This is a genomic window from Escherichia sp. E4702 (assembly GCF_963883545.1).
Taxonomy (GTDB): domain Bacteria; phylum Pseudomonadota; class Gammaproteobacteria; order Enterobacterales; family Enterobacteriaceae; genus Escherichia.
In genome coordinates, this window is sequence record NZ_CAWORF010000021.1 from 64,728 (window position 1) to 87,757 (window position 23,030).

Genomic DNA, 23,030 nt, shown 5'->3' on the forward strand with positions numbered 1-23,030 from the left:
GTATTTACACTTAGAGGATGCGCTTGTGGAAAAAGCCAAACAAGTTACCTGGCGGCTGTTGGCTGCCGGTGTCTGTCTGCTGACGGTCAGCAGCGTGGCGCGAGCCGACTCACTGGATGAGCAGCGTAGCCGTTACGCGCAAATCAAGCAGGCCTGGGATAATCGACAAATGGATGTGGTCGAACAAATGATGCCATCCCTGAAGGATTATCCGCTTTATCCCTATCTGGAATACCGCCAGATCACCGATGACCTGATGAATCAACCGGCGGTGACGGTTACTAACTTTGTTCGCGCTAACCCCACGCTTCCTCCTGCTCGCACGCTGCAATCGCGTTTCGTCAATGAACTGGCGCGACGCGAAGACTGGCGTGGCTTGTTAGCCTTTAGCCCGGAAAAGCCAGGCACAACCGAAGCCCAGTGTAATTACTACTATGCAAAATGGAACACCGGGCAGAGTGAAGAAGCCTGGCAGGGGGCGAAAGAGCTGTGGCTAACCGGAAAGAGCCAGCCTAACGCTTGTGACAAGTTATTTAGCGTCTGGCGAGCGTCCGGCAAACAAGAACCCCTGGCATATTTAGAGCGTATCCGCCTTGCGATGAAAGCAGGCAATACCGGGCTGGTGACGGTGCTGGCAGGGCAAATGCCTGCCGATTACCAGACTATTGCTTCGGCAATTATTTCGCTGGCGAATGATCCTAATACTGTACTGACCTTCGCGCGTTCCACCGGCGCGACCGATTTTACCCGTCAGATGGCGGCGGTGGCATTTGCCAGCGTGGCGCGTCAGGATGCTGAAAACGCACGACTGATGATCCCTTCACTTGCCCAGGCACAGCAGCTTAATGAAGATCAGATTCAGGAGCTGCGTGATATCGTCGCCTGGCGTCTGATGGGCAACGATGTTACCGACGAACAGGCGAAATGGCGTGATGACGCGATTATGCGTTCGCAATCCACGTCGTTAATTGAACGCCGCGTGCGGATGGCGCTTGGCACTGGCGATCGCCGTGGTCTGAATACCTGGCTGGCGCGTCTGCCAATAGAGGCGAAAGATAAAGATGAATGGCGCTACTGGCAGGCGGATATACTGCTGGAACGCGGGCGTGAAACTGAAGCAAAAGAGATTTTGCATCAACTCATGCAACAGCGTGGATTTTACCCGATGGTCGCTGCGCAACGTATTGGCGAAGAGTATGAGCTGAAGATTGATAAAGCGCCGCAGAACGTTGACAGCGCCCTGACCCAGGGGCCGGAGATGGCGCGCGTGCGCGAGTTGATGTACTGGAATATGGATAACACCGCACGTAGCGAGTGGGCCAATCTGGTGAAGAGCAAGTCAAAAACAGAGCAGGCGCAATTGGCACGCTATGCCTTTAATAATCACTGGTGGGATCTCAGTGTTCAGGCAACGATCGCCGGGAAATTGTGGGATCATCTGGAAGAACGATTCCCCCTGGCCTACAACGATCTCTTCGAACGTTACACCAACGGTAAAGATATCCCGCAAAGCTATGCAATGGCGATTGCCCGTCAGGAGAGCGCCTGGAATCCGAAGGTGAAATCACCGGTAGGAGCCAGCGGTCTGATGCAGATTATGCCCGGTACGGCGACTCAGACGGTGAAGATGTTCTCTATTCCTGGTTATAGCAGCCCTGGGCAATTGCTGGATCCGGAAACGAACATCAACATTGGTACCAGTTATCTGCAATATGTTTATCAGCAGTTTGGCAATAACCGTATTTTCTCCTCGGCAGCTTATAACGCCGGTCCAGGGCGGGTGCGCACGTGGCTTGGTAACAGCGCCGGGCGTATCGACGCGGTGGCGTTTGTCGAGAGTATTCCGTTTTCCGAGACGCGCGGTTATGTGAAAAATGTGCTGGCTTATGACGCGTACTATCGCTATTTCATGGGTGATAAGCCCACGCTTTTGAGCGCTACGGAATGGGGACGTCGTTACTGATTTGAACCTTTATGATATGCTATCGTACTCTTTAGCGAGTACAACCGGGGGAGGCATTTTGCTTCCCCCGCTAACAATGGCGACACACTATGGCCCAGCAATCACCCTATTCAGCAGCGATGGCAGAACAGCGTCACCAGGAGTGGTTACGTTTTGTCGACCTGCTTAAGAATGCCTACGAAAACGATCTCCATTTACCGTTGTTAAATCTGATGCTGACGCCAGATGAGCGCGAAGCATTGGGGACTCGCGTGCGTATCGTTGAAGAGTTGCTGCGTGGTGAAATGAGCCAGCGCGAGTTAAAAAATGAACTCGGCGCGGGCATCGCGACCATTACGCGTGGATCTAACAGTCTGAAAGCCGCCCCCGTTGAGCTGCGCCAGTGGCTGGAAGACGTGTTGCTGAAAAGCGATTGATTTTGTAGGCCTGATAAGACGCGGCAGCGTCGCATCAGGCATTGTGCACCGAATGCCGGATGCGGCGTGAACGCCTTATCCGGTTTACAATGACTGATACACGGCATTATGAAACGGACTCAGCGCCAGGATCACCGCCTGGTGATAGACGCTGGCGCGCGTGAGTTTCCCGGCGGTAAACACGCCGATGGCTCCTTCCTTACGACCAATCTCATCAATACCGGTATAACGCGACATCACGGGGCCAAGCGCTTCACCCTCACGCACTTTCTGCAGAATCACCGCAGGCAACGGCAAAGTAGCCGAACGTGCTTCGCCACGTTGGTTGGCGTTTTCAATGACCACCCAACTGAAGGTGCTGTCGCCATCGATGCCTGCTTCAATCGCCACCCAAAAATCGGCCTCTGGATGTAAACGGCGGGCATTTTCTACCCGATTTCGTGCGCCAGCGCGCGTTTCCTCACTGCCAAAGGGTTGTTCCGGTACGCCGCTCTCGACGGCAACGGACTCAATGTGGCAGGATCCTTCCCCGAAGATCTTGTGAAATGCCTGCAGAATGGCCTGAATTTTAGCGGGATTGGTGGTCGCACAGACAACATGGTGCATAATCAGGATTACTCAAAAATTAACGTTACAGCAGTATACGGAAAAAAAGCATGTTACAGGTATACCTAGTCCGCCACGGTGAAACGCAGTGGAACGCCGAGCGACGTATTCAGGGCCAGTCTGATAGCCCACTGACTGCCAAAGGTGAGCAACAAGCAATGCAGGTGGCGGCGCGAGCCAAAGAGCTTGGCATTACACATATCATCAGTAGCGATTTAGGTCGCACCCGGCGCACGGCGGAAATCATCGCTCAGGCTTGCGGCTGTGACATAGTCTTTGATTCCCGCCTGCGTGAATTAAATATGGGCGTGCTGGAAAAAAGACATATCGACTCTCTGACCGAAGAAGAAGAGAACTGGCGTCGCCAACTGGTAAATGGCACTGTTGACGGGCGTATTCCTGAAGGCGAGTCAATGCAGGAACTGAGCGAGCGCGTCAATGCTGCTCTGGAATCTTGTCGGGATTTGCCGCAGGGAAGTCGACCGCTACTGGTGAGCCACGGTATCGCGCTGGGATGCCTGGTGAGTACTATTCTGGGCCTACCTGCATGGGCAGAACGCCGCTTACGTCTGCGTAACTGTTCTATTTCGCGCGTGGATTATCAGGAAAGCCTGTGGCTGGCGTCTGGTTGGGTAGTTGAAACAGCAGGGGACATCTCGCATCTGGACGCCCCTGCATTAGACGAGCTGCAACGTTAACGACGTACTGGAATCAGCAGTTCGCAGCGCAGATTAATTGGGCGATCTCCCGCTTTGGCATCTTCTGCCGGATAGTATCGCTCAATATCCTGACCTTTACGGCGCGTCAGGTTCAGCATCGGCATACAGGTTCCGTACACCGTCAGGATAAATTCCTGCACGCCGGTTCCCAGACCTTCATAGGTAAACATCACATATTCGCCGCCCTGCAACAGCACCGGATGCCCCGTCAGTACATAGCCGTCTGCTTGCTCCTGGGCTAACGCGGTGGTGTAGAACACCTCTTGCTCGTCGTCTTTATCCTGGCTTGGACGCGTTTCATTCAGGCCGTAGAGCACAGGCGGAATGGTCGGCGCATTACCGAGAAAATCGTGCCAGAACTGATAACGCATTTCATGGCGGAAATCAGAGATTTGCTCCAGTGAACAGGAGTAACTCTGAGTTACGCCAATCAGCGGCGTGTCTTCCAGCGTGATAAATTTGTGCTCTGGCATGGTGAATTCACCCAGACGCAGCGGTGGGCGAATACCAAAGGCGCTCCATTCAGGAGAACGGCGGTAAAGTGCGGGAGTCTGGGCAAACTGCTTCTTGAATGCACGAGTAAATGTCTGTTGAGAGTCGAAGCGGTATTGCAGCGCAATATCCAGAATTGGGCGCGCGGTCAGGCGTAGTGCAACCGCCGATTTCGACAAACGACGAGCACGAATATACGCGCCAATAGCATGGCCAGTGACATCTTTAAACATTCTCTGTAAGTGCCACTTGGAATAACCTGCTTTCGCCGCTACATTGTCGAGCGACAGTGGCTGATCCAGATGACCTTCCAACCAGATTAAAAGGTCGCGAATAATGCCGGCCTGATCCATAAAATATCCTCATCCTTTCACAACGAGCACCTGACATCAGGTAATTGGATAATAGCATTTTTTGCTGTTTTAGCATTCAGTGTTTTTTTCTTAGCAGAGTATGTTTTAGGTCTTGACGGAAATAAAAGTGTTGAGATTTTGTTCTTAATCAATATGTTATTTACCGTGACGAACTAATTGCTCTGTGTAACTTATAAAAATGGTAACAATATGAAATACAAGCATTTGATCCTGTCTTTAAGCCTGATAATGCTGGGGCCATTGGCACATGCGGAAGAAATTGGTTCGGTCGATACCGTATTTAAAATGATCGGCCCGGATCACAAAATTGTCGTAGAAGCCTTTGACGATCCCGATGTGAAAAATGTCACCTGTTATGTGAGTCGGGCAAAAACCGGCGGTATTAAAGGGGGATTGGGCCTGGCGGAAGATACTTCCGATGCGGCTATTTCCTGCCAGCAAGTCGGGCCGATTGAACTGTCAGAGCGCATTAAAAACGGCAAAGCTCAGGGCGAAGTGGTATTCAAAAAACGTACGTCGCTGGTCTTTAAGTCGTTACAGGTCGTACGCTTCTATGACGCCAAACGCAACGCGCTCGCTTACCTGGCCTACTCCGACAAAGTTGTAGATGGGTCGCCGAAAAACGCGATTAGCGCGGTGCCTGTCATGCCGTGGCGGCAATAACAGAGGCGATATATGCAACGGGAAACGGTCTGGTTAGTGGAAGACGAGCAAGGGATAGCCGACACGCTGGTCTACATGTTGCAGCAGGAAGGTTTTGCCGTCGAGGTCTTTGAGCGAGGCTTACCGGTGCTGGATAAAGCACGCCAGCAGGTTCCCGACGTCATTATTCTCGATGTTGGTCTGCCGGATATCAGCGGCTTTGAATTGTGCCGTCAGTTGCTGGTGATCCATCCGGCGCTACCTGTACTGTTCCTGACAGCCCGTAGTGAAGAGGTGGATCGCCTGCTTGGACTGGAAATTGGCGCTGACGACTACGTGGCTAAACCGTTTTCACCCCGCGAAGTGTGCGCCAGAGTGCGCATCTTACTGCGTCGGGTGAAGAAGTTTTCTACGCCTTCTCCCGTCATCCGTATTGGTCATTTTGAACTGAATGAACCTGCGGCGCAGATCAGCTGGTTTGACACGCCGTTAACGCTAACACGGTATGAGTTTTTGTTGCTGAAAACGTTACTCAAGTCGCCGGGCCGCGTCTGGTCCCGTCAGCAACTGATGGATAGCGTCTGGGAAGATGCGCAGGACACCTACGATCGCACTGTCGATACTCACATTAAAACGCTGCGTGCCAAACTGCGCGCTATTAATCCCGAGCTTTCGCCGATCAATACCCATCGCGGCATGGGATACAGCCTGAGGAGCCTGTAATGCGTATCGGCATGCGGCTGTTGCTGGGGTATTTTTTACTGGTGGCGGTAGCCGCCTGGTTCGTACTGGCTATTTTTGTCAAAGAAGTTAAACCGGGCGTGCGAAGGGCGACGGAAGGGACGTTGATCGATACGGCAACGTTGCTGGCGGAGCTGGCGCGTGCCGATTTGCTCTCTGGTGACCCAACGCATGGGCAGTTGGCGCAGGCATTTAACCAGCTACAAAATCGCCCGTTTCGCGCCAATATCAGCGGCATCAACAAAGTGCGCAACGAATATCATGTCTATATGACTGATGCGCAGGGCAAAGTATTGTTTGATTCGGCCAATAAAGCCGTCGGGCAGGATTATTCGCGCTGGAATGATGTCTGGCTAACGTTGCGTGGTCAGTATGGTGCGCGCAGTACGTTGCAAAATCCTGCCGATCCCGAAAGTTCTGTGATGTATGTTGCCGCACCTATTATGGACGGCACGCGGCTGGTTGGCGTTTTGAGCGTAGGCAAACCGAACGCGGCGATGGCACCGGTGATTAAACGCAGCGAGCGGCGAATTTTATGGGCGAGCGCCATTTTGCTGGGAATTGCGCTGGTAATCGGCGCAGGAATGGTTTGGTGGATCAACCGCTCCATTGCCCGGCTCACTCGTTATGCTGATTCCGTTACCGACAATAAGCCCGTTCCGCTTCCTGAACTCGGCAGTAGCGAGCTGCGTAAGTTAGCGCAGGCGCTGGAAAGTATGCGCGTGAAACTGGAGGGGAAAAACTATATTGAGCAGTATGTCTACGCGTTAACTCATGAGTTGAAAAGTCCGCTGGCGGCAATTCGTGGCGCGGCGGAAATTTTACGCGAAGGTCCGCCACCGGAAGTGGTAGCCCGTTTTACCGACAATATTCTGACGCAAAACGCGCGAATGCAGGCGCTGGTGGAAACGCTACTACGCCAGGCAAGACTGGAGAATCGCCAGGAGGTCGTTCTTTCTGCGGTTGATGTGGCGGCATTATTTCGCCGCGTCAGTGAAGCGCGCACCGTGCAGTTGGCAGAAAAAAATATCACTCTTAATGTTATGCCCACCGAGGTTAACGTTGCTGCTGAACCGGCGTTACTGGAGCAGGCGCTGGGGAATTTGCTGGATAATGCCATCGATTTTACCCCCGAGAGCGGTCGCATAACGCTAAGCGCCGAAGTGGATCAGGAACACGTCACGCTTAATGTGCTGGATACCGGTAGTGGTATTCCTGACTACGCGCTGTCACGTATTTTTGAGCGTTTCTACTCTTTGCCGCGTGCGAATGGGCAAAAAAGCAGTGGTCTGGGGCTGGCGTTTGTCAGTGAAGTTGCCCGTTTGCTTAATGGCGAAGTCACGTTGCACAACGTGCCGGAAGGCGGCGTATTGGCCTTGCTTCGACTTCACCGTCACTTCACATAACTTCAAATTCTTCCCACATAGCCTTCATATCCTGTCGCCATTGCAAAGGAGAAGACTATGTTGAAATCCCCCCTGTTCTGGAAAATGACCACCCTGTTTGGTGCTGTATTGCTGTTGTTGATCCCGATAATGCTGATTCGGCAGGTGATTGTCGAACGTGCCGATTACCGTAGCGATGTGGAAGATGCGATTCGCCAAAGTACCAGCGGGCCGCAAAAACTCGTTGGGCCGCTCATCGCTATTCCTGTGACCGAGCTTTATACGGTGCAGGAAGAGGATAAAACCGTGGAGCGGAAACGAAGTTTTATCCATTTTTGGTTACCTGAGTCGTTGATGGTTGATGGTAATCAGAATGTGGAAGAACGCAAGATTGGTATTTATACCGGTCAGGTCTGGCACAGTGATTTAACGCTAAAAGCCGATTTTGATGTTTCGCGTCTTAGCGAACTCGACGCGCCAAATATCACCTTAGGCAAGCCATTTATTGTGATTAGCGTCGGGGATGCGCGTGGTATTGGTGTGGTGAAAGCGCCTGAAGTTAACGGAACAGCGCTGACCATTGAACCCGGTACCGGGTTAGAGCAAGGCGGGCAGGGCGTGCATATCCCTTTACCCGAAGGGGACTGGCGGAAGCAGAACCTGAAGCTGAATATGGCACTGATTTTAAGCGGTACCGGCGATCTTTCTGTGGTGCCTGCCGGGCGTAATAGCGAAATGACCTTAACCAGCAACTGGCCGCATCCCAGTTTTTTAGGTGATTTTTTGCCTGCGAAACGAGAAATAAGTGCATCCGGTTTTCAGGCGCAATGGCAAAGTAGCTGGTTTGCCAATAATCTCGGTGAGCGTTTTGCTTCAGGCAATGATACCGGCTGGGAAAACTTCCCGGCGTTTAGCGTCGCAGTCACTACGCCTGCCGATCAGTATCAATTAACGGACCGGGCGACTAAGTACGCTATTTTGCTGATTGCGCTGACTTTTATGGCCTTCTTTGTTTTTGAAACGCTCACCGCGCAACGTTTGCACCCGATGCAATATTTGCTGGTGGGGCTGTCATTGGTGATGTTTTATTTGCTCTTGCTGGCGCTTTCTGAACATACCGGTTTTACCGTGGCATGGGTAATTGCCAGCTTGATAGGGGCATTAATGAACGGTATTTACTTGCAGGCGGTATTAAAAGGTTGGCGCAATAGCATGTTGTTTACCCTCGCGCTGTTGTTGCTGGATGGTGTGATGTGGGGACTGCTCAACTCTGCCGATAGCGCACTGTTGTTGGGAACCAGTGTGCTGGTGGTGGCGCTGGCCGGCATGATGTTTGTGACGCGGAATATCGACTGGTATGCGTTTTCACTGCCGAAAATGAAAGCCAGTAAAGAAGTCACAACGGACGATGAGTTACGTATCTGGAAATAAAAAAACGGCGCTAAAAAGCGCCGTTTTTTTGGACGGTGGTAAAGCCGATTAATCTTCCAGATCACCGCAGAAGCGATAACCTTCACCGTGAATGGTGGCGATGATTTCCGGCGTATCCGGCGTAGATTCGAAGTGTTTACGAATACGACGGATCGTCACGTCTACAGTACGGTCGTGCGGTTTCAGCTCACGGCCGGTCATTTTCTTCAGCAGTTCAGCACGAGACTGAATTTTGCCTGGGTTTTCACAGAAGTGAAGCATAGCGCGGAACTCGCTGCGCGGCAGTTTGTACTGCTCGCCATCAGGACCGATCAATGAACGGCTGTTGATGTCCAGTTCCCAACCATTGAACTTATAGCTTTCAACGCTACGACGTTCTTCGCTGACAGTACCCAGATTCATGGTACGAGACAGCAGGTTGCGCGCACGGATAGTCAGTTCACGTGGGTTGAACGGTTTGGTGATGTAGTCATCTGCGCCAATTTCGAGGCCGAGAATTTTATCGACTTCGTTGTCACGGCCAGTCAGGAACATCAACGCAACATTTGCCTGCTCACGCAGTTCACGCGCTAACAGAAGACCGTTCTTACCCGGCAGATTGATATCCATGATCACCAGGTTGATGTCATATTCAGAGAGGATCTGATGCATTTCCGCGCCATCTGTCGCTTCGAAAACATCATAGCCTTCCGCTTCGAAAATACTTTTCAACGTGTTGCGTGTTACCAACTCGTCTTCAACGATAAGAATGTGCGGGGTCTGCATGTTTGCTACCTAAATTGCCAACTAAATCGAAACAGGAAGTACAAAAGTCCCTGACCTGCCTGATGCATGCTGCAAATTAACATGATCGGCGTAACATGACTAAAGTACGTAATTGCGTTCTTGATGCACTTTCCATCAACGTCAACAACATCATTAGCTTGGTCGTGGGTACTTTCCCTCAGGACCCGACAGTGTCAAAAACGGCTGTCATCCTAACCATTTTAACAGCAACATAACAGGCTAAGACGTGCCGGACACCCAATAAAACTACGCTTCGTTGACATATATCAAGTTCAATTGTAGCACGTTAACAGTTTGATGAAATCATCGTATCTAAATGCTAGCTTTCGTCACATTATTTTAATAATACAACTAGTTGCCTTATACAACTAATAAACGTGGTGAATCCAATTGTCGAGATTTATTTTTTATAAAATTATCCTAAGTAAACAGAAGGATATGTAGCAATTTTTAACAATTACACCGTTAGTATAGTCAAGAAATAGTTTAGCTTTTTTTAAGTTAACTGAAGGGCTTTTTCTGCGACTTACGTTACGAATTTGTAAATTCTCACCGCGTAATAAGTTGACATTCATCACCCTGTTCGCGGTTATTTGATCAAGAAGAGTGGCAACATGCGTATAACGATCATTCTGGTAGCACCTGCCAGAGCTGAAAATATTGGTGCAGCGGCTCGGGCGATGAAAACAATGGGATTTAGCGAGCTGCGCATTGTCGATAGCCAGGCACACCTGGAACCAGCTACCCGCTGGGTGGCGCATGGTTCTGGTGATATTATTGATAATATTAAAGTTTTTCCAACGCTGGCTGAATCGCTACACGACGTTGATTTTACCGTTGCTACCACTGCGCGCAGTCGGGCGAAATACCATTACTACGCCACGCCGATAGAACTGGTGCCGCTACTGGAGGAAAAATCGACATGGATGAACCATGCGGCGCTGGTCTTTGGTCGCGAAGATTCCGGCTTGACTAACGAAGAGTTGGCGCTTGCTGATGTCCTCACCGGCGTGCCAATGGTGGCGGATTATCCATCACTGAATTTGGGGCAGGCGGTGATGGTCTATTGCTATCAATTAGCAACATTAATACAACAACCGGTGGAATCTGCCGCAACGGCGGACCCATTTCAACTGCAGGCTTTACGTGAACGAGCCATGTCATTGTTAACGACTCTGGCGGTGGCAGATGACACCAAACTGGTCGACTGGTTACAACAACGCATCGGGCTGTTGGAGCAACGAGACACGGCCATGTTGCATCGTTTATTGCATGATATTGAAAAAAATATCACCAAATAAAAAACGACAAGGAAGGGCGTTTTCAGATTTTTATTCTGACTGCAATGGGCAATATGTCTCTGTGTGGATTAAAAAAAGAGCATCTACCAGCACTCTATGAACTGGTAACCTGCCGTGAGTAAATTAAAATTTTATTGACTTAGGTCACTAAATACTTTAACCAATATAGGCATAGCGCACAGACAGATAAAAATTACAGAGTACACAACATCCATGAAACGCATCAGCACCACCATTACCACCACCATCACCATTACCACAGGTAACGGTGCGGGCTGACGCGTACAGGAAACACAGAAAAAAGCCCGCACCTGACAGTGCGGGCTTTTTTTTCGACCAAAGGTAACGAGGTAACAACCATGCGAGTGTTGAAGTTCGGCGGTACATCAGTGGCAAATGCAGAACGTTTTCTGCGGGTTGCCGATATTCTGGAGAGCAATGCCAGGCAGGGGCAGGTGGCCACCGTCCTCTCTGCCCCCGCCAAAATTACCAACCATCTGGTCGCAATGATTGAAAAAACCATTAGCGGTCAGGATGCTTTACCCAATATCAGCGATGCCGAACGTATTTTTGCCGAACTTCTGACGGGACTCGCCGCCGCCCAACCGGGATTTCCACTGGCGCAATTGAAAGCGTTCGTTGATCAAGAATTTGCCCAAATCAAACATGTCCTGCATGGCATTAGCTTGTTGGGGCAATGCCCGGACAGCATCAACGCCGCGCTGATTTGCCGTGGTGAAAAAATGTCGATCGCCATTATGGCCGGGGTACTGGAAGCGCGTGGTCACAACGTTACCGTTATCGATCCGGTCGAAAAGCTGCTGGCAATCGGTCATTACCTCGAATCTACGGTCGATATTGCTGAGTCCACCCGCCGTATTGCGGCAAGCCGCATTCCGGCTGACCATATGGTGCTGATGGCTGGTTTTACCGCTGGTAACGAAAAAGGTGAGCTGGTGGTGCTGGGACGTAACGGTTCTGACTACTCCGCCGCGGTACTGGCCGCCTGTTTACGCGCCGATTGTTGCGAGATCTGGACGGATGTCGACGGTGTCTATACCTGCGACCCGCGTCAGGTACCCGATGCGAGGCTGTTGAAGTCGATGTCGTACCAGGAAGCGATGGAGCTTTCCTACTTCGGCGCTAAAGTTCTTCACCCTCGCACCATTACCCCTATCGCTCAGTTCCAGATCCCTTGCCTGATTAAAAATACCGGAAATCCTCAAGCACCAGGTACGCTCATTGGCGCCAGCCGTGATGAAGATGAATTACCGGTCAAGGGCATTTCCAATCTGAATAACATGGCAATGTTCAGCGTTTCTGGTCCGGGGATGAAAGGAATGGTCGGCATGGCGGCGCGCGTCTTTGCGGCAATGTCACGCGCCCGCATTTCAGTGGTGCTGATTACGCAATCATCTTCCGAATACAGCATCAGTTTCTGCGTACCACAAAGCGACTGTGCGCGTGCTGAACGCGCGATGCAGGAAGAGTTCTACCTGGAACTGAAAGAAGGTTTGCTGGAGCCGCTGGCGGTCACTGAACGGCTGGCTATTATCTCGGTGGTGGGCGATGGTATGCGCACCTTGCGTGGGATCTCGGCGAAATTCTTTGCCGCACTGGCCCGCGCCAATATCAACATTGTCGCCATTGCTCAAGGGTCTTCTGAACGCTCAATCTCCGTCGTGGTAAATAACGATGATGCGACCACTGGTGTACGCGTTACCCACCAGATGCTGTTCAATACCGATCAGGTTATCGAAGTGTTTGTGATTGGCGTCGGTGGCGTTGGCGGCGCGCTGCTGGAGCAACTGAAACGTCAGCAAAGCTGGCTGAAGAACAAACACATCGATTTACGCGTTTGCGGCGTTGCTAACTCGAAGGCGCTGCTGACTAATGTGCATGGCCTTAACCTGGATAACTGGCAGGAAGAACTGGCGCAAGCCAAAGAGCCGTTCAACCTTGGGCGCTTAATTCGCCTGGTGAAAGAATATCATTTGCTGAATCCGGTGATTGTCGATTGCACTTCCAGCCAGGCGGTGGCGGATCAATATGCCGACTTCCTGCGTGAAGGTTTCCACGTGGTGACCCCGAACAAAAAGGCCAACACCTCGTCGATGGATTACTACCATCAGCTGCGTTACGCGGCGGAAAAATCACGGCGTAAATTCCTTTATGACACCAACGTCGGTGCGGGGTTGCCGGTCATTGAGAACTTACAAAACCTGCTCAACGCGGGTGATGAATTGATGAAATTCTCTGGCATTCTTTCTGGTTCGCTTTCTTTCATCTTCGGTAAGTTAGACGAAGGGATGAGCTTCTCCGAGGCCACCACGCTGGCAAGAGAAATGGGCTATACCGAACCGGACCCGCGTGATGATCTTTCTGGTATGGATGTGGCGCGCAAGCTGTTGATTCTCGCCCGTGAAACAGGACGATCACTGGAACTGGCGGATATCGAAATCGAATCTGTGCTGCCCGCAGAGTTTAACGCGGAGGGCGATGTTGCGACTTTTATGGCGAATCTGTCACAGCTCGACGATCTCTTTGCCGCGCGCGTGGCGAAGGCACGTGATGAAGGAAAAGTTTTGCGCTATGTTGGCAATATTGATGAAGATGGCGTCTGCCGCGTGAAGATTGCCGAAGTGGATGGTAATGATCCGCTGTTCAAAGTGAAAAACGGCGAAAACGCCCTGGCCTTCTATAGCCACTATTATCAGCCACTGCCGCTGGTCCTGCGCGGATACGGTGCGGGTAATGACGTTACAGCTGCCGGTGTCTTTGCCGATCTGCTACGCACCCTCTCATGGAAGTTAGGAGTCTAAAATGGTTAAGGTTTATGCTCCGGCTTCCAGTGCCAATATGAGCGTCGGGTTTGATGTGCTCGGGGCGGCGGTGGTGCCTGTTGATGGTTCCTTGCTGGGAGATGTAGTGACGGTTGAGTCAGCAGAGCGCTTCAGTCTCAACAATCTTGGACGGTTTGCAGGCAAGCTGCCGTCAGAACCGCAGGAAAATATCGTTTATCAGTGCTGGGAGCGTTTTTGCCAAGAAGTGGGTAAGCAAATTCCGGTGGCGATGACCCTGGAAAAGAATATGCCGATCGGTTCTGGCTTAGGTTCCAGCGCCTGTTCGGTGGTCGCGGCGCTGGTGGCGATGAATGAACACTGCGGTAAGCCGCTCAATGATACCCGCCTGCTGGCCTTGATGGGCGAACTGGAAGGGCGTATCTCCGGCAGCATTCATTACGACAACGTGGCACCGTGCTTTCTTGGCGGCATGCAGTTGATGATCGAAGAAAACGGCATCATCAGCCAGCAGGTACCAGGATTTGATGAGTGGTTATGGGTGTTGGCGTATCCGGGGATTAAAGTCTCGACGGCAGAAGCACGGGCTATTTTACCGGCGCAGTATCGCCGCCAGGATTGCATTGCGCACGGGCGACATCTGGCAGGCTTCATTCACGCCTGCTATTCCCGCCAGCCTGAACTTGCCGCGAAGCTGATGAAAGATGTTATCGCTGAACCCTACCGTGAACGTTTATTGCCAGGCTTCAGGCAAGCACGTCAGGCGGTCGCGGAAATCGGTGCGCTAGCGAGCGGTATCTCCGGCTCGGGGCCGACCTTGTTCGCCCTGTGCGATAAACTGGATACCGCCCAGCGAGTTGCCGACTGGTTAGGTAAGAATTACCTGCAGAATCAGGAAGGTTTTGTTCATATTTGCCGGCTGGATACGGCGGGCGCACGAGTACTGGAAAACTAAATGAAACTCTACAATCTGAAAGATCACAATGAGCAGGTCAGTTTTGCGCAAGCCGTAACGCAGGGATTGGGCAAAAATCAGGGGTTGTTTTTCCCTCATGAGCTACCGGAATTCAGCCTGACCGAAATTGATGAGATGCTGAAACTGGATTTCGTCACTCGCAGCGCGAAGATCCTCTCGGCGTTTATTGGTGATGAGATCCCACAGGAAGTTCTGGAAGAGCGCGTGCGCGCGGCATTTGCTTTCCCGGCTCCGGTCGCCAAAGTTGAAAATGACGTCGGTTGTCTGGAGTTGTTCCACGGGCCAACGCTGGCATTTAAAGATTTCGGCGGTCGCTTTATGGCGCAAATGCTGACCCATATTGCGGGCGATAAGCCAGTGACTATTCTGACTGCGACTTCCGGCGACACCGGAGCGGCAGTGGCTCACGCTTTCTACGGTTTACCGAACGTTAAAGTGGTCATCCTTTACCCGCACGGCAAAATCAGTCCACTGCAAGAAAAACTGTTCTGTACGCTGGGTGGCAATATTGAAACCGTCGCCATCGACGGCGATTTTGATGCCTGCCAGGCTCTTGTTAAACAGGCGTTCGATGATGAAGAACTAAAAGTGGCGTTGGGACTGAACTCTGCTAACTCTATTAACATCAGTCGTTTGCTGGCGCAGATTTGCTATTACTTTGAAGCCGTGGCGCAGTTGCCACAGGAAGCGCGTAACCAGCTAGTTGTTTCAGTGCCGAGCGGAAACTTCGGCGATTTGACGGCAGGATTGCTGGCGAAATCACTCGGTCTGCCGGTGAAACGTTTTATTGCTGCCACTAACGTTAACGATACGGTGCCGCGTTTCCTGCACGACGGGCAGTGGGCGCCTAAAGCTACCCAGGCGACATTATCCAATGCGATGGATGTCAGCCAGCCAAACAACTGGCCGCGAGTGGAAGAGTTGTTCCGCCGTAAAATCTGGCAACTGAAGGAGCTGGGTTATGCGGCGGTGGATGATGAAACCACCCGGCAGACAATGCGTGAGTTAAAAGCACTGGGCTATACCTCGGAACCGCATGCTGCCGTGGCTTACCGTGCGCTGCGTGACCAGCTTCATCCGGGAGAATATGGCCTGTTCCTCGGCACCGCGCACCCGGCGAAGTTTAAAGAGAGCGTGGAAGTGATTCTTGGTGAAACGCTGGAACTGCCAAAAGAGCTGGCAGAACGTGCTGATTTGCCCTTACTTTCACATAGTCTGCCTGCCGATTTTGCTGCGCTGCGCAACCTCATGATGAATCATAATTAATATCCATTAAATTCCGAAAAAATAGCCGGGCTTGTGTTTATACAGCTCGGCTTTTTTGTGGAGAAAATATGAGAAAAATCGACAGAAAAAAAGGAGAAATTTTCAATAAATGCGGTAACTTAGATTGGATAATGACAACGAGGATTCTTTTACCGTAAGCTCCTTATATCGGCCCATAACTGGCAATGATAATAAGGAGTCACCTGTGAAAAAGATGCAATCTCTCTTACTCGCATTTTCCCTGATTCTGGTTGCTCCTATGGCAGCGCAGGCTGAGGAAATAATGCTGGTGCCATCAGTAAAGTTACAGATTGGCGATCGTGATTATCGCGGTTTCTACTGGGATGGCGGTTACTGGCGTGACCACGACTGGTGGCACAGAAATTATGAATGGCGAGGCAATCGCTGGCACCCATACGGACTGCAGCCGCACTATAATAATCATCGCGATCATCGTGACGATCATCGTCATGACCACCGGGATGATCATTATCCGGGGCCTGGCAGACATCACCGCTAAATATAAATGCCGGATGACCTCCGGCATTTACCGCAAACTTAACGCAGTTCGTAGCGTTTAAACACCAGTTCGCCATTGCTGGAAGAGGCTTCATCGAAGAAGTAACCTTCACTGTTAAAAACTGTCAGTTGCTCTGGCTTGGTCAGGCGATTTTTAATGATAAACCGACTCATCAGGCCACGCGCTTTTTTAGCATGGAAGCTGATGACCTTAAACTTGCCGTTCTTCTCATCGAGGAATACCGGCTTGATTATCTCGGCATTTAATTTCTTCGGTTTCACTGATTTAAAATACTCATCTGACGCCAGGTTAATCACCACCTGATCGCCTTGTGCTTCGAGCGCTTCGTTTAGCTTGTTGGTGATCACATCCCCCCAGAACTGGTACAGGTCTTTACCCCGCGCATTCTCAAGACGGATCCCCATCTCCAGACGGTATGGCTGCATTAAATCGAGCGGGCGCAGTACGCCGTACAAACCGGAAAGCATACGTAAATGCTGCTGGGCAAAAGCGAAATCTTCTTCACTAAAGGTTTCGGCTTGCAAGCCGGTATAGACATCGCCTTTAAATGCCAGAATTGCCTGCCGGGCATTCTCTGGCGTGAAATCTGGCTGCCAGTCATGAAAGCGGGTAGCGTTGAGATCGGCCAGCTTGTCACTGATTTTCATCAGTTTGCCAATCTGCGGTGCCGTTAGTTTTCGCGCTTCATGAATAAGCTGTTGGGAGTTGTCTAACAGCTCCGGCAGCGTGTAGCGTGTGGTGGCCAAAGGGCTTTGATAATCAAGTGTTTTAGCAGGTGAAATCAGAATCAACATATCCAGTCCTTGCAGGAAATTTACTGCGACTGTAGCAAAAAAAGCGGATGAGTTGATCGATAGTTGTGATTACTCCTGTGACAAATCATCCCACGCATCAGGGGACAGTTGCTGACTGATATCCGGGTAGCGCAGCGGATCAAACACCGGACGTACGCCGAGTTTACGTTGGCGCAGATAATCGCTGGCAATGATATGCACCACGGGGGAAAGCAGCAAAATCGCTGTCAAATTGGTGATTGCCATGCAGGCCATAATAATATCGGCCAGTTGCCACATCAGAGGAAGGCTCAGTAGGGTGCCGCCAATGACCGTAACAAAGATACAGATACGCAGACTCCAGATAGCTTTCCGGTTGTTCAGCCGTAAAAAGAAGAGATTATTTTCGGCATAAATGTAGTTGGCGACGATCGAGCTGAAGGCAAATAGAATCACCACTATCGTGACAAATTCTGCCCCCCAGGAACCCATTAATACACGCATCGCTTTCTGAATGAGTTGGATACCTTCCAGTGGCAAATAGGTGGTGCCGTTACCAGCCAGCAATATCAGCATGGCGCTTGCCGTACAAATCACCATCGTGTCGATAAAGATGCCGATCATCTGGACAATACCTTGCGCTGCCGGATGCGGTGGCCATGATGCCGCCGCCGCCGCTGCGTTCGGTGTTGATCCCATCCCTGCCTCATTGGAAAACATACTGCGCTGAAAGCCGTTAGTAATCGCCTGACTCAGGGTATAACCCGCCGCGCCGCCTGCCGCTTCCTGCCAGCCAAAGGCGCTTTCAAAAATAGACCAAATAACGTGTGGAAGTTGCCCGATATTCATTGCGCAAATGACCAGGCTGGCGAGTACCCAGATTAACGCCATAATAGGGACAAACCATTGCATTAACCGGGCGACGCCATGAATGCCGTGAGTTATCGCCAACAAGGTAAAAATGGCGAGAATGACACCCGTTACTAACGGAGGGAAATCAAATGCAAAACTCATCGCGCGAGCGACAGCATTTGCCTGAACACCGCTGAAAATCAGTCCGTAGGCGATGAGCAAAAAGACGGCGAACAGAACGCCCATCCAGCGCATCCCTAACCCACGCGCCATATACCATGCCGGTCCGCCGCGAAACTGCCCATTGACGTCACGTTCTTTATAAAGCTGGGCAAGGGAACATTCGGCAAAAGAGGTCGCCATGCCAATAAACGCGGCAACCCACATCCAGAAAACAGCACCCGGTCCACCGGCGGTGATAGCCAGCGCAACGCCTGCCAGGTTGCCGCTGCCGACGCGCGCGGCGAGACTGGTACACAATGATTGAAAAGAAGTTAAACCACCTCGTTGCGGATGAATGCTATTTTTAAGACTTTTGCCAAACTGACGAATATAGCGAAATTGAACGAACCCAGAACGAAAAGTGAACCAACAGCCTGCGCCGAAGAGCAGGTAGATCATCACTGATCCCCATAGTACGTTGTTAATAAAAGAGAAAAAATCAGGCATTCGTATCCCTCTTGTCGCCGGCGCGCGGTTACATTCCTGTGTAAACGTTACCAATTGATTAAGAATTATATACGATGTGCATTGGTTGATAACGTCTGTGTAGCATACATGAGGTTTTGTTTAAAAATGGCGGGTGATATCAACGCCATGTCAGAAATCCGAAACAGTCTTGCCTGGTGATAACCCTTTTGTCTGCGGTTGCGCTGTCGTTACGTCGTGATATCATCAGGGCAGACCGGTTACATCCCCCTAACAAGCTGTTTAAAGAGAAATACTATCATGACGGACAAATTGACCTCCCTTCGTCAGTACACCACCGTAGTGGCCGACACTGGGGACATCGCGGCAATGAAGCTGTATCAACCGCAGGATGCCACAACCAACCCTTCTCTCATTCTTAACGCAGCGCAAATTCCGGAATACCGTAAGTTGATTGATGATGCTGTCGCCTGGGCGAAACAGCAGAGCAACGATCGCGCGCAGCAGATCGTGGACGCGACCGACAAACTGGCAGTAAATATTGGTCTGGAAATCCTGAAACTGGTTCCGGGCCGTATCTCAACTGAAGTTGATGCGCGTCTTTCCTATGACACCGAAGCGTCAATTGCGAAAGCAAAACGCCTGATTAAGCTCTACAACGATGCAGGTATTAGCAACGATCGTATTCTGATCAAACTGGCTTCTACCTGGCAGGGTATCCGTGCTGCAGAACAGCTGGAAAAAGAAGGTATCAACTGTAACCTGACTCTGCTGTTCTCCTTCGCTCAGGCACGTGCTTGTGCGGAAGCGGGCGTGTTCCTGATTTCTCCGTTTGTTGGCCGTATTCTTGACTGGTACAAAGCCAATACCGATAAGAAAGAGTACGCTCCGGCAGAAGATCCGGGTGTCGTTTCTGTATCTGAAATCTACCAGTATTACAAAGAACACGGTTATGAAACCGTGGTTATGGGCGCAAGCTTCCGTAACATCGGCGAAATTCTGGAACTGGCAGGCTGCGACCGTCTGACCATCGCACCGGCACTGCTGAAAGAGCTGGCGGAGAGCGAAGGGGCTATCGAACGTAAACTGTCTTACACCGGCGAAGTGAAAGCGCGTCCGGCGCGTATCACTGAGTCCGAGTTCCTGTGGCAGCACAACCAGGATCCAATGGCAGTAGATAAACTGGCGGAAGGTATCCGTAAGTTTGCTGTTGACCAGGAAAAACTGGAAAAAATGATCGGCGACCTGCTGTAATCATTCTTAGCGTGACCGGGAAGTCGGTCACGCTACCTCTTCTGAAGCCTGTCTGTCACTCCCTTCGCAGTGTATCATTCTGTTTAACGAGACTGTTTAAACGGAAAAATCTTGATGAATACTTTACGTATCGGCTTAGTTTCCATCTCTGATCGCGCGTCCAGCGGCGTTTATCAGGATAAAGGCATCCCTGCGCTGGAAGAATGGCTGACATCGGCGCTAACCACGCCGTTTGAACTGGAAACTCGCTTAATCCCCGATGAGCAGGCGATCATTGAGCAAACGTTGTGTGAGCTGGTGGATGAAATGAGTTGCCATCTGGTGCTGACAACCGGCGGTACTGGCCCGGCGCGCCGTGACGTAACGCCCGATGCGACGCTGGCAGTAGCGGACCGCGAGATGCCTGGCTTTGGTGAACAGATGCGCCAGATAAGCCTGCATTTTGTGCCAACTGCGATCCTTTCGCGCCAGGTGGGGGTGATTCGTAAGCAGGCACTGATCCTTAACTTACCCGGTCAGCCGAAGTCCATCAAAGAGACACTGGAAGGCGTGAAGGATGCCGAGGGTAAGGTCGTGGTGCACGGTATTTTTGCCAGCGTACCGTACTGCATTCAGTTGCTGGAAGGGCCATATGTTGAAACGGCACCGGAAGTGGTTGCAGCATTCAGACCGAAGAGCGCAAGACGCGAAGTTAGCGAATAAAAAAAAATCCCCCCAGGCGGGGGGATCAGACTGATGACAAACGCAAAACAGCCTGATGCGCTACGCTTATCAGGCCTACGTTCTTCCTGCAATATATTGAATTTGCACGATTTTGTAGACCTGATAAGGCGTTCACGCCGCTTCCGGCATGAATAAAGCGCACGTTGTCAACAATCTGATATCCCCCGAGCGGGGGATCTCAAGCAATTAGTGAGACTCACCAATCGGCAGAACGGTACGGCCAAACTGTTCGTTCAGCACTTCACCCATTGCCAGATAAATTGCGCTGGCACCGCAGATCAGGCCAATCCAGCCGGCAAAGTGGATGATCGCGGCGTTACCGGCAATGTTACCGATCGCCAGCAGGGCAAACAGCACGGTCAGGCTAAAGAAAACGAATTGCAGAACGCGTGCGCCTTTCAGCGTGCCGAAGAACATAAACAGCGTAAACACGCCCCACAGACCCAGGTAGACACCAAGGAACTGCGCATTTGGCGCATCGGTCAGACCCAGTTTCGGCATCAGCAGAATCGCAACCAGCGTCAGCCAGAAAGAACCGTAAGAGGTGAAGGCAGTTAACCCGAAAGTGTTGCCTTTTTTATACTCCAGCAGACCAGCGAAAATTTGCGCGATGCCGCCGTAGAAGATGCCCATGGCAAGAATAATACCGTCCAGAGCGAAATAACCCACGTTGTGCAGGTTAAGCAGAATGGTGGTCATGCCGAAGCCCATCAGGCCCAGCGGTGCCGGATTAGCCAACTTAGTGTTGCCCATAATTCCTCAAAAATCATCATTGAATGAATGGTGAAATAATTTCCCTGAATAACTGTAGTGATTTCAGGGCGCGGCATAATAATCAGCCAATGGAGTAGTGTCCATGATCTTTTGAGGGGAAAATGAAAATTTTCCCCGATGTGAGGGATTAGGCCTGAGTGGCGCTGACAATTCGACGCAGGCAGGCAATTTGCAGGACCGCCGGAATAGTAACGCGATAGGCGCTACCGCTGACGGCTTTAACTCCGTTTAACGCCGCGCCCACCGGGCCTCCTAGCCCCGCGCCGCGCAGCAAACCATGCCCGAGAACGCTCATTGCTGCGTGGGTGCGTAAAATGCGGGTAAGTTGGCTGGAAAGCAGATGCGACACGCCTTTTGCCAATAATTTGTCTTTCATCAGCAGCGGTAATAGCTCTTCCAGCTCGTTGACTCTGGCATCGACTGCCTTGAGAAATTCCTGCTTATGTTCCTCGTCCATTTTCTTCCAGGTATTGCGCAGAAATTGCTCCAGTAACTGTTGCTCAATTTCAAACGTAGACATCTCTTTGTCGGCTTTTAGCTTCAGCCGTTTTGAGACGTCGAGCAAAATGGCCCGGTACAGTTTGCCGTGTCCGCGAAGTTTGTTAGCGATACTATCGCCGCCAAAATGCTGTAATTCTCCGGCAATTAGCTGCCAGTTGCGGCGATGTTGCTCGGGATGCCCTTCCATCGATTTGAACAGTTCATTACGCATCAGAACGCTGGAGAGGCGAGTTTTGCCTTTTTCGTTATGGGTGAGCAAACGGGCGAAATTGGTCAGTTGCTCCTCACTACAATGTTGGAGAAAATCCAGATCTGAATCATTCAGGTAATTAACATTCATTTATTGTGGCTTCTCTGTTCAAGCGTTAATCGTCGCCGATAATTTTCAGCGTGGCCATATCGGACGAGTTCACGGTATGACCGGAAAAGGTGATTTTTGACACGCAACGTTTGTTGTCGTTATCGCTGTTAATGTTGATCCAGCTGGTGGTTTGCCCTTCTTTAATTTCGGCGGGAACATTCAGGCTTTGACTGGCGCTACGGGCGGCTTTGAAATAAACCGACGCGCCGCTCAACTGTAAATCGCCGTGGTCGGCGGTGAGTTGGATACGTTTTACGATGCGGCAAACGGGGAGTTTCAGCGCCAGATCGTTGGTTTCGTTACGCGGCATCGCAATGACGCCGAGGATTTTATGGTCGTTAGCTTGCGCCGTGCAGCACAACATAAGGCCAAGTACCAGGCTGGCAGAAATCGTAAAAACGGATTTCATAAAGATTCTCTTAGCGGGGAGCAGTAGGGGATGAATAGCCACTAGTTTACTGCTGACGAAAAGAAGATTCAGGTATGTAATCTTTTCTTTTTATTACAATTTTTTGGTGAATGCCTTGTGTTGAATTCATTCTTTATATGAATGAAAATGCCGTCTGTTTCATGTCTTCTTTGGGTATATCACGAAATTTCTGCGCAAAAGCACAAAAAAATTTTTGCATCTCCCCCTTGATGACGTGGGTTACGACCCCATTTAGTAGTCAACCGCAGTGAGTGAGTCTGCAAAAAAATGAAAT

Annotated in this window: 24 protein-coding genes and 1 other annotated feature; of the genes, 16 read left to right on the forward strand and 8 right to left on the reverse strand. The window is 51.0% G+C overall.

The genetic code is table 11. The features are described from left to right. The first annotated feature begins 25 nt into the window (after positions 1–25). On the forward strand, positions 26–1,963 hold the full coding sequence (gene sltY, locus AACU94_RS13775) for a murein transglycosylase (RefSeq protein WP_135489611.1): 1,938 nt from the start codon (positions 26–28) through the stop codon (positions 1,961–1,963). Between the two features lie 89 nt (positions 1,964–2,052). After that, positions 2,053–2,379: a trp operon repressor gene (gene trpR, locus AACU94_RS13780; RefSeq protein WP_064530383.1), complete on the forward strand. Its 327-nt coding sequence runs from the start codon at positions 2,053–2,055 to the stop codon at positions 2,377–2,379. 84 nt (positions 2,380–2,463) lie between these two features. Here trpR and yjjX read toward each other — a convergent pair whose 3' ends face one another. After that, the gene (gene yjjX, locus AACU94_RS13785; protein ID WP_135489612.1) at positions 2,464–2,985 is read right to left on the reverse strand and encodes an inosine/xanthosine triphosphatase; all 522 of its coding nucleotides are present in this window, start codon (positions 2,983–2,985) and stop codon (positions 2,464–2,466) included. Positions 2,986–3,035: 50 nt separating this feature from the next. On the opposite strand from yjjX, the gene gpmB reads away from it, so the two are divergent. Then, entirely contained in the window at positions 3,036–3,683 is a 648-nt protein-coding gene (gene gpmB / locus AACU94_RS13790) for a 2,3-diphosphoglycerate-dependent phosphoglycerate mutase GpmB (protein ID WP_135489613.1), read from the forward strand. On the opposite strand, the gene robA is transcribed toward gpmB, so the two are convergent. After that, complete coding sequence (gene robA / locus AACU94_RS13795; RefSeq protein WP_130221680.1) at positions 3,680–4,549, reverse strand: MDR efflux pump AcrAB transcriptional activator RobA; 870 nt, start codon at positions 4,547–4,549, stop codon at positions 3,680–3,682. The genes gpmB and robA overlap by 4 nt on opposite strands. A 210-nt stretch (positions 4,550–4,759) precedes the next feature. Between robA and creA the strand changes: the two genes are divergently transcribed. Genes creA through creD form a run of 4 tightly spaced genes read left to right on the forward strand, consistent with a single transcriptional unit; the run spans position 4,760 to position 8,769 of the window. Continuing rightward, positions 4,760–5,233 carry a protein CreA gene (gene creA / locus AACU94_RS13800; protein WP_000875488.1) on the forward strand — a complete coding sequence of 158 codons (474 nt, stop codon included), beginning with the start codon at positions 4,760–4,762 and terminating at the stop codon, positions 5,231–5,233. Between the two features lie 12 nt (positions 5,234–5,245). Beyond that, on the forward strand, positions 5,246–5,935 hold the full coding sequence (gene creB, locus AACU94_RS13805; protein ID WP_135489614.1) for a two-component system response regulator CreB: 690 nt from the start codon (positions 5,246–5,248) through the stop codon (positions 5,933–5,935). Then, positions 5,935–7,359, forward strand: coding sequence for a two-component system sensor histidine kinase CreC (creC, locus tag AACU94_RS13810; RefSeq protein WP_135489615.1), 1,425 nt, complete (start codon positions 5,935–5,937; stop codon positions 7,357–7,359). Before creB ends, creC begins: the two co-directional genes overlap by 1 nt. Positions 7,360–7,416: 57 nt before the next feature. Then, entirely contained in the window at positions 7,417–8,769 is a 1,353-nt protein-coding gene (creD, locus tag AACU94_RS13815; RefSeq protein WP_135489616.1) for a cell envelope integrity protein CreD, read from the forward strand. A gap of 48 nt (positions 8,770–8,817) precedes the next feature. Here the strand turns inward: creD and arcA are convergent, their stop codons facing one another. Beyond that, positions 8,818–9,534, reverse strand: a complete 717-nt coding sequence (gene arcA, locus AACU94_RS13820) for a two-component system response regulator ArcA (RefSeq protein WP_001194358.1) — start codon at positions 9,532–9,534, stop codon at positions 8,818–8,820. Between the two features lie 95 nt (positions 9,535–9,629). Between arcA and yjjY the strand changes: the two genes are divergently transcribed. The 7 genes from yjjY to AACU94_RS13855 all read left to right on the forward strand — a co-directional run bounded on the left by yjjY (position 9,630) and on the right by AACU94_RS13855 (position 16,419). Beyond that, complete coding sequence (gene yjjY / locus AACU94_RS13825; RefSeq protein ID WP_001303782.1) at positions 9,630–9,770, forward strand: YjjY family protein; 141 nt, start codon at positions 9,630–9,632, stop codon at positions 9,768–9,770. 399 nt (positions 9,771–10,169) lie between these two features. After that, entirely contained in the window at positions 10,170–10,856 is a 687-nt protein-coding gene (locus AACU94_RS13830; RefSeq protein ID WP_130217510.1) for a tRNA/rRNA methyltransferase, read from the forward strand. Between the two features lie 213 nt (positions 10,857–11,069). Further along, positions 11,070–11,135: a thr operon leader peptide gene (gene thrL, locus AACU94_RS13835; protein WP_001386572.1), complete on the forward strand. Its 66-nt coding sequence runs from the start codon at positions 11,070–11,072 to the stop codon at positions 11,133–11,135. Further along, positions 11,071–11,190, forward strand: a sequence feature (Thr leader region). (Overlaps the previous gene by 65 nt.) A 25-nt stretch (positions 11,191–11,215) precedes the next feature. After that, positions 11,216–13,678, forward strand: coding sequence for a bifunctional aspartate kinase/homoserine dehydrogenase I (thrA, locus tag AACU94_RS13840; RefSeq protein ID WP_130204809.1), 2,463 nt, complete (start codon positions 11,216–11,218; stop codon positions 13,676–13,678). Position 13,679: 1 nt separating this feature from the next. Then, positions 13,680–14,612 carry a homoserine kinase gene (thrB, locus tag AACU94_RS13845; protein ID WP_130217506.1) on the forward strand — a complete coding sequence of 311 codons (933 nt, stop codon included), beginning with the start codon at positions 13,680–13,682 and terminating at the stop codon, positions 14,610–14,612. Beyond that, a complete protein-coding gene (gene thrC / locus AACU94_RS13850) occupies positions 14,613–15,899 on the forward strand; it encodes a threonine synthase (protein ID WP_130217504.1) in 1,287 nt (428 codons plus the stop codon). It begins immediately after the preceding gene. A gap of 205 nt (positions 15,900–16,104) precedes the next feature. Continuing rightward, the gene (locus tag AACU94_RS13855) at positions 16,105–16,419 is read left to right on the forward strand and encodes a DUF2502 domain-containing protein (RefSeq protein WP_130217502.1); all 315 of its coding nucleotides are present in this window, start codon (positions 16,105–16,107) and stop codon (positions 16,417–16,419) included. Positions 16,420–16,457: 38 nt separating this feature from the next. Here AACU94_RS13855 and yaaA read toward each other — a convergent pair whose 3' ends face one another. Next, entirely contained in the window at positions 16,458–17,234 is a 777-nt protein-coding gene (yaaA, locus tag AACU94_RS13860) for a peroxide stress protein YaaA (RefSeq protein WP_130217500.1), read from the reverse strand. Positions 17,235–17,303: 69 nt separating this feature from the next. Next, the gene (locus tag AACU94_RS13865) at positions 17,304–18,734 is read right to left on the reverse strand and encodes an alanine/glycine:cation symporter family protein (RefSeq protein WP_130217498.1); all 1,431 of its coding nucleotides are present in this window, start codon (positions 18,732–18,734) and stop codon (positions 17,304–17,306) included. A 279-nt stretch (positions 18,735–19,013) separates the two neighbouring features. Between AACU94_RS13865 and tal the strand changes: the two genes are divergently transcribed. Then, a complete protein-coding gene (tal, locus tag AACU94_RS13870; protein WP_000130187.1) occupies positions 19,014–19,967 on the forward strand; it encodes a transaldolase in 954 nt (317 codons plus the stop codon). 114 nt (positions 19,968–20,081) lie between these two features. After that, positions 20,082–20,669 (forward strand): molybdopterin adenylyltransferase, encoded by a 588-nt coding sequence (gene mog / locus AACU94_RS13875; protein WP_130204821.1) that lies wholly within the window; start codon positions 20,082–20,084, stop codon positions 20,667–20,669. Between the two features lie 207 nt (positions 20,670–20,876). Here mog and satP read toward each other — a convergent pair whose 3' ends face one another. The 3 genes from satP to AACU94_RS13890 all read right to left on the reverse strand — a co-directional run bounded on the left by satP (position 20,877) and on the right by AACU94_RS13890 (position 22,735). Next, a complete protein-coding gene (gene satP / locus AACU94_RS13880) occupies positions 20,877–21,443 on the reverse strand; it encodes an acetate uptake transporter (protein ID WP_000528538.1) in 567 nt (188 codons plus the stop codon). A gap of 148 nt (positions 21,444–21,591) precedes the next feature. Beyond that, positions 21,592–22,305, reverse strand: coding sequence for an acidic protein MsyB (msyB, locus tag AACU94_RS13885; protein WP_130217496.1), 714 nt, complete (start codon positions 22,303–22,305; stop codon positions 21,592–21,594). A 25-nt stretch (positions 22,306–22,330) separates the two neighbouring features. After that, the gene (locus tag AACU94_RS13890; protein ID WP_135385067.1) at positions 22,331–22,735 is read right to left on the reverse strand and encodes a DUF2541 family protein; all 405 of its coding nucleotides are present in this window, start codon (positions 22,733–22,735) and stop codon (positions 22,331–22,333) included. Positions 22,736–23,030 lie beyond the last annotated feature (295 nt).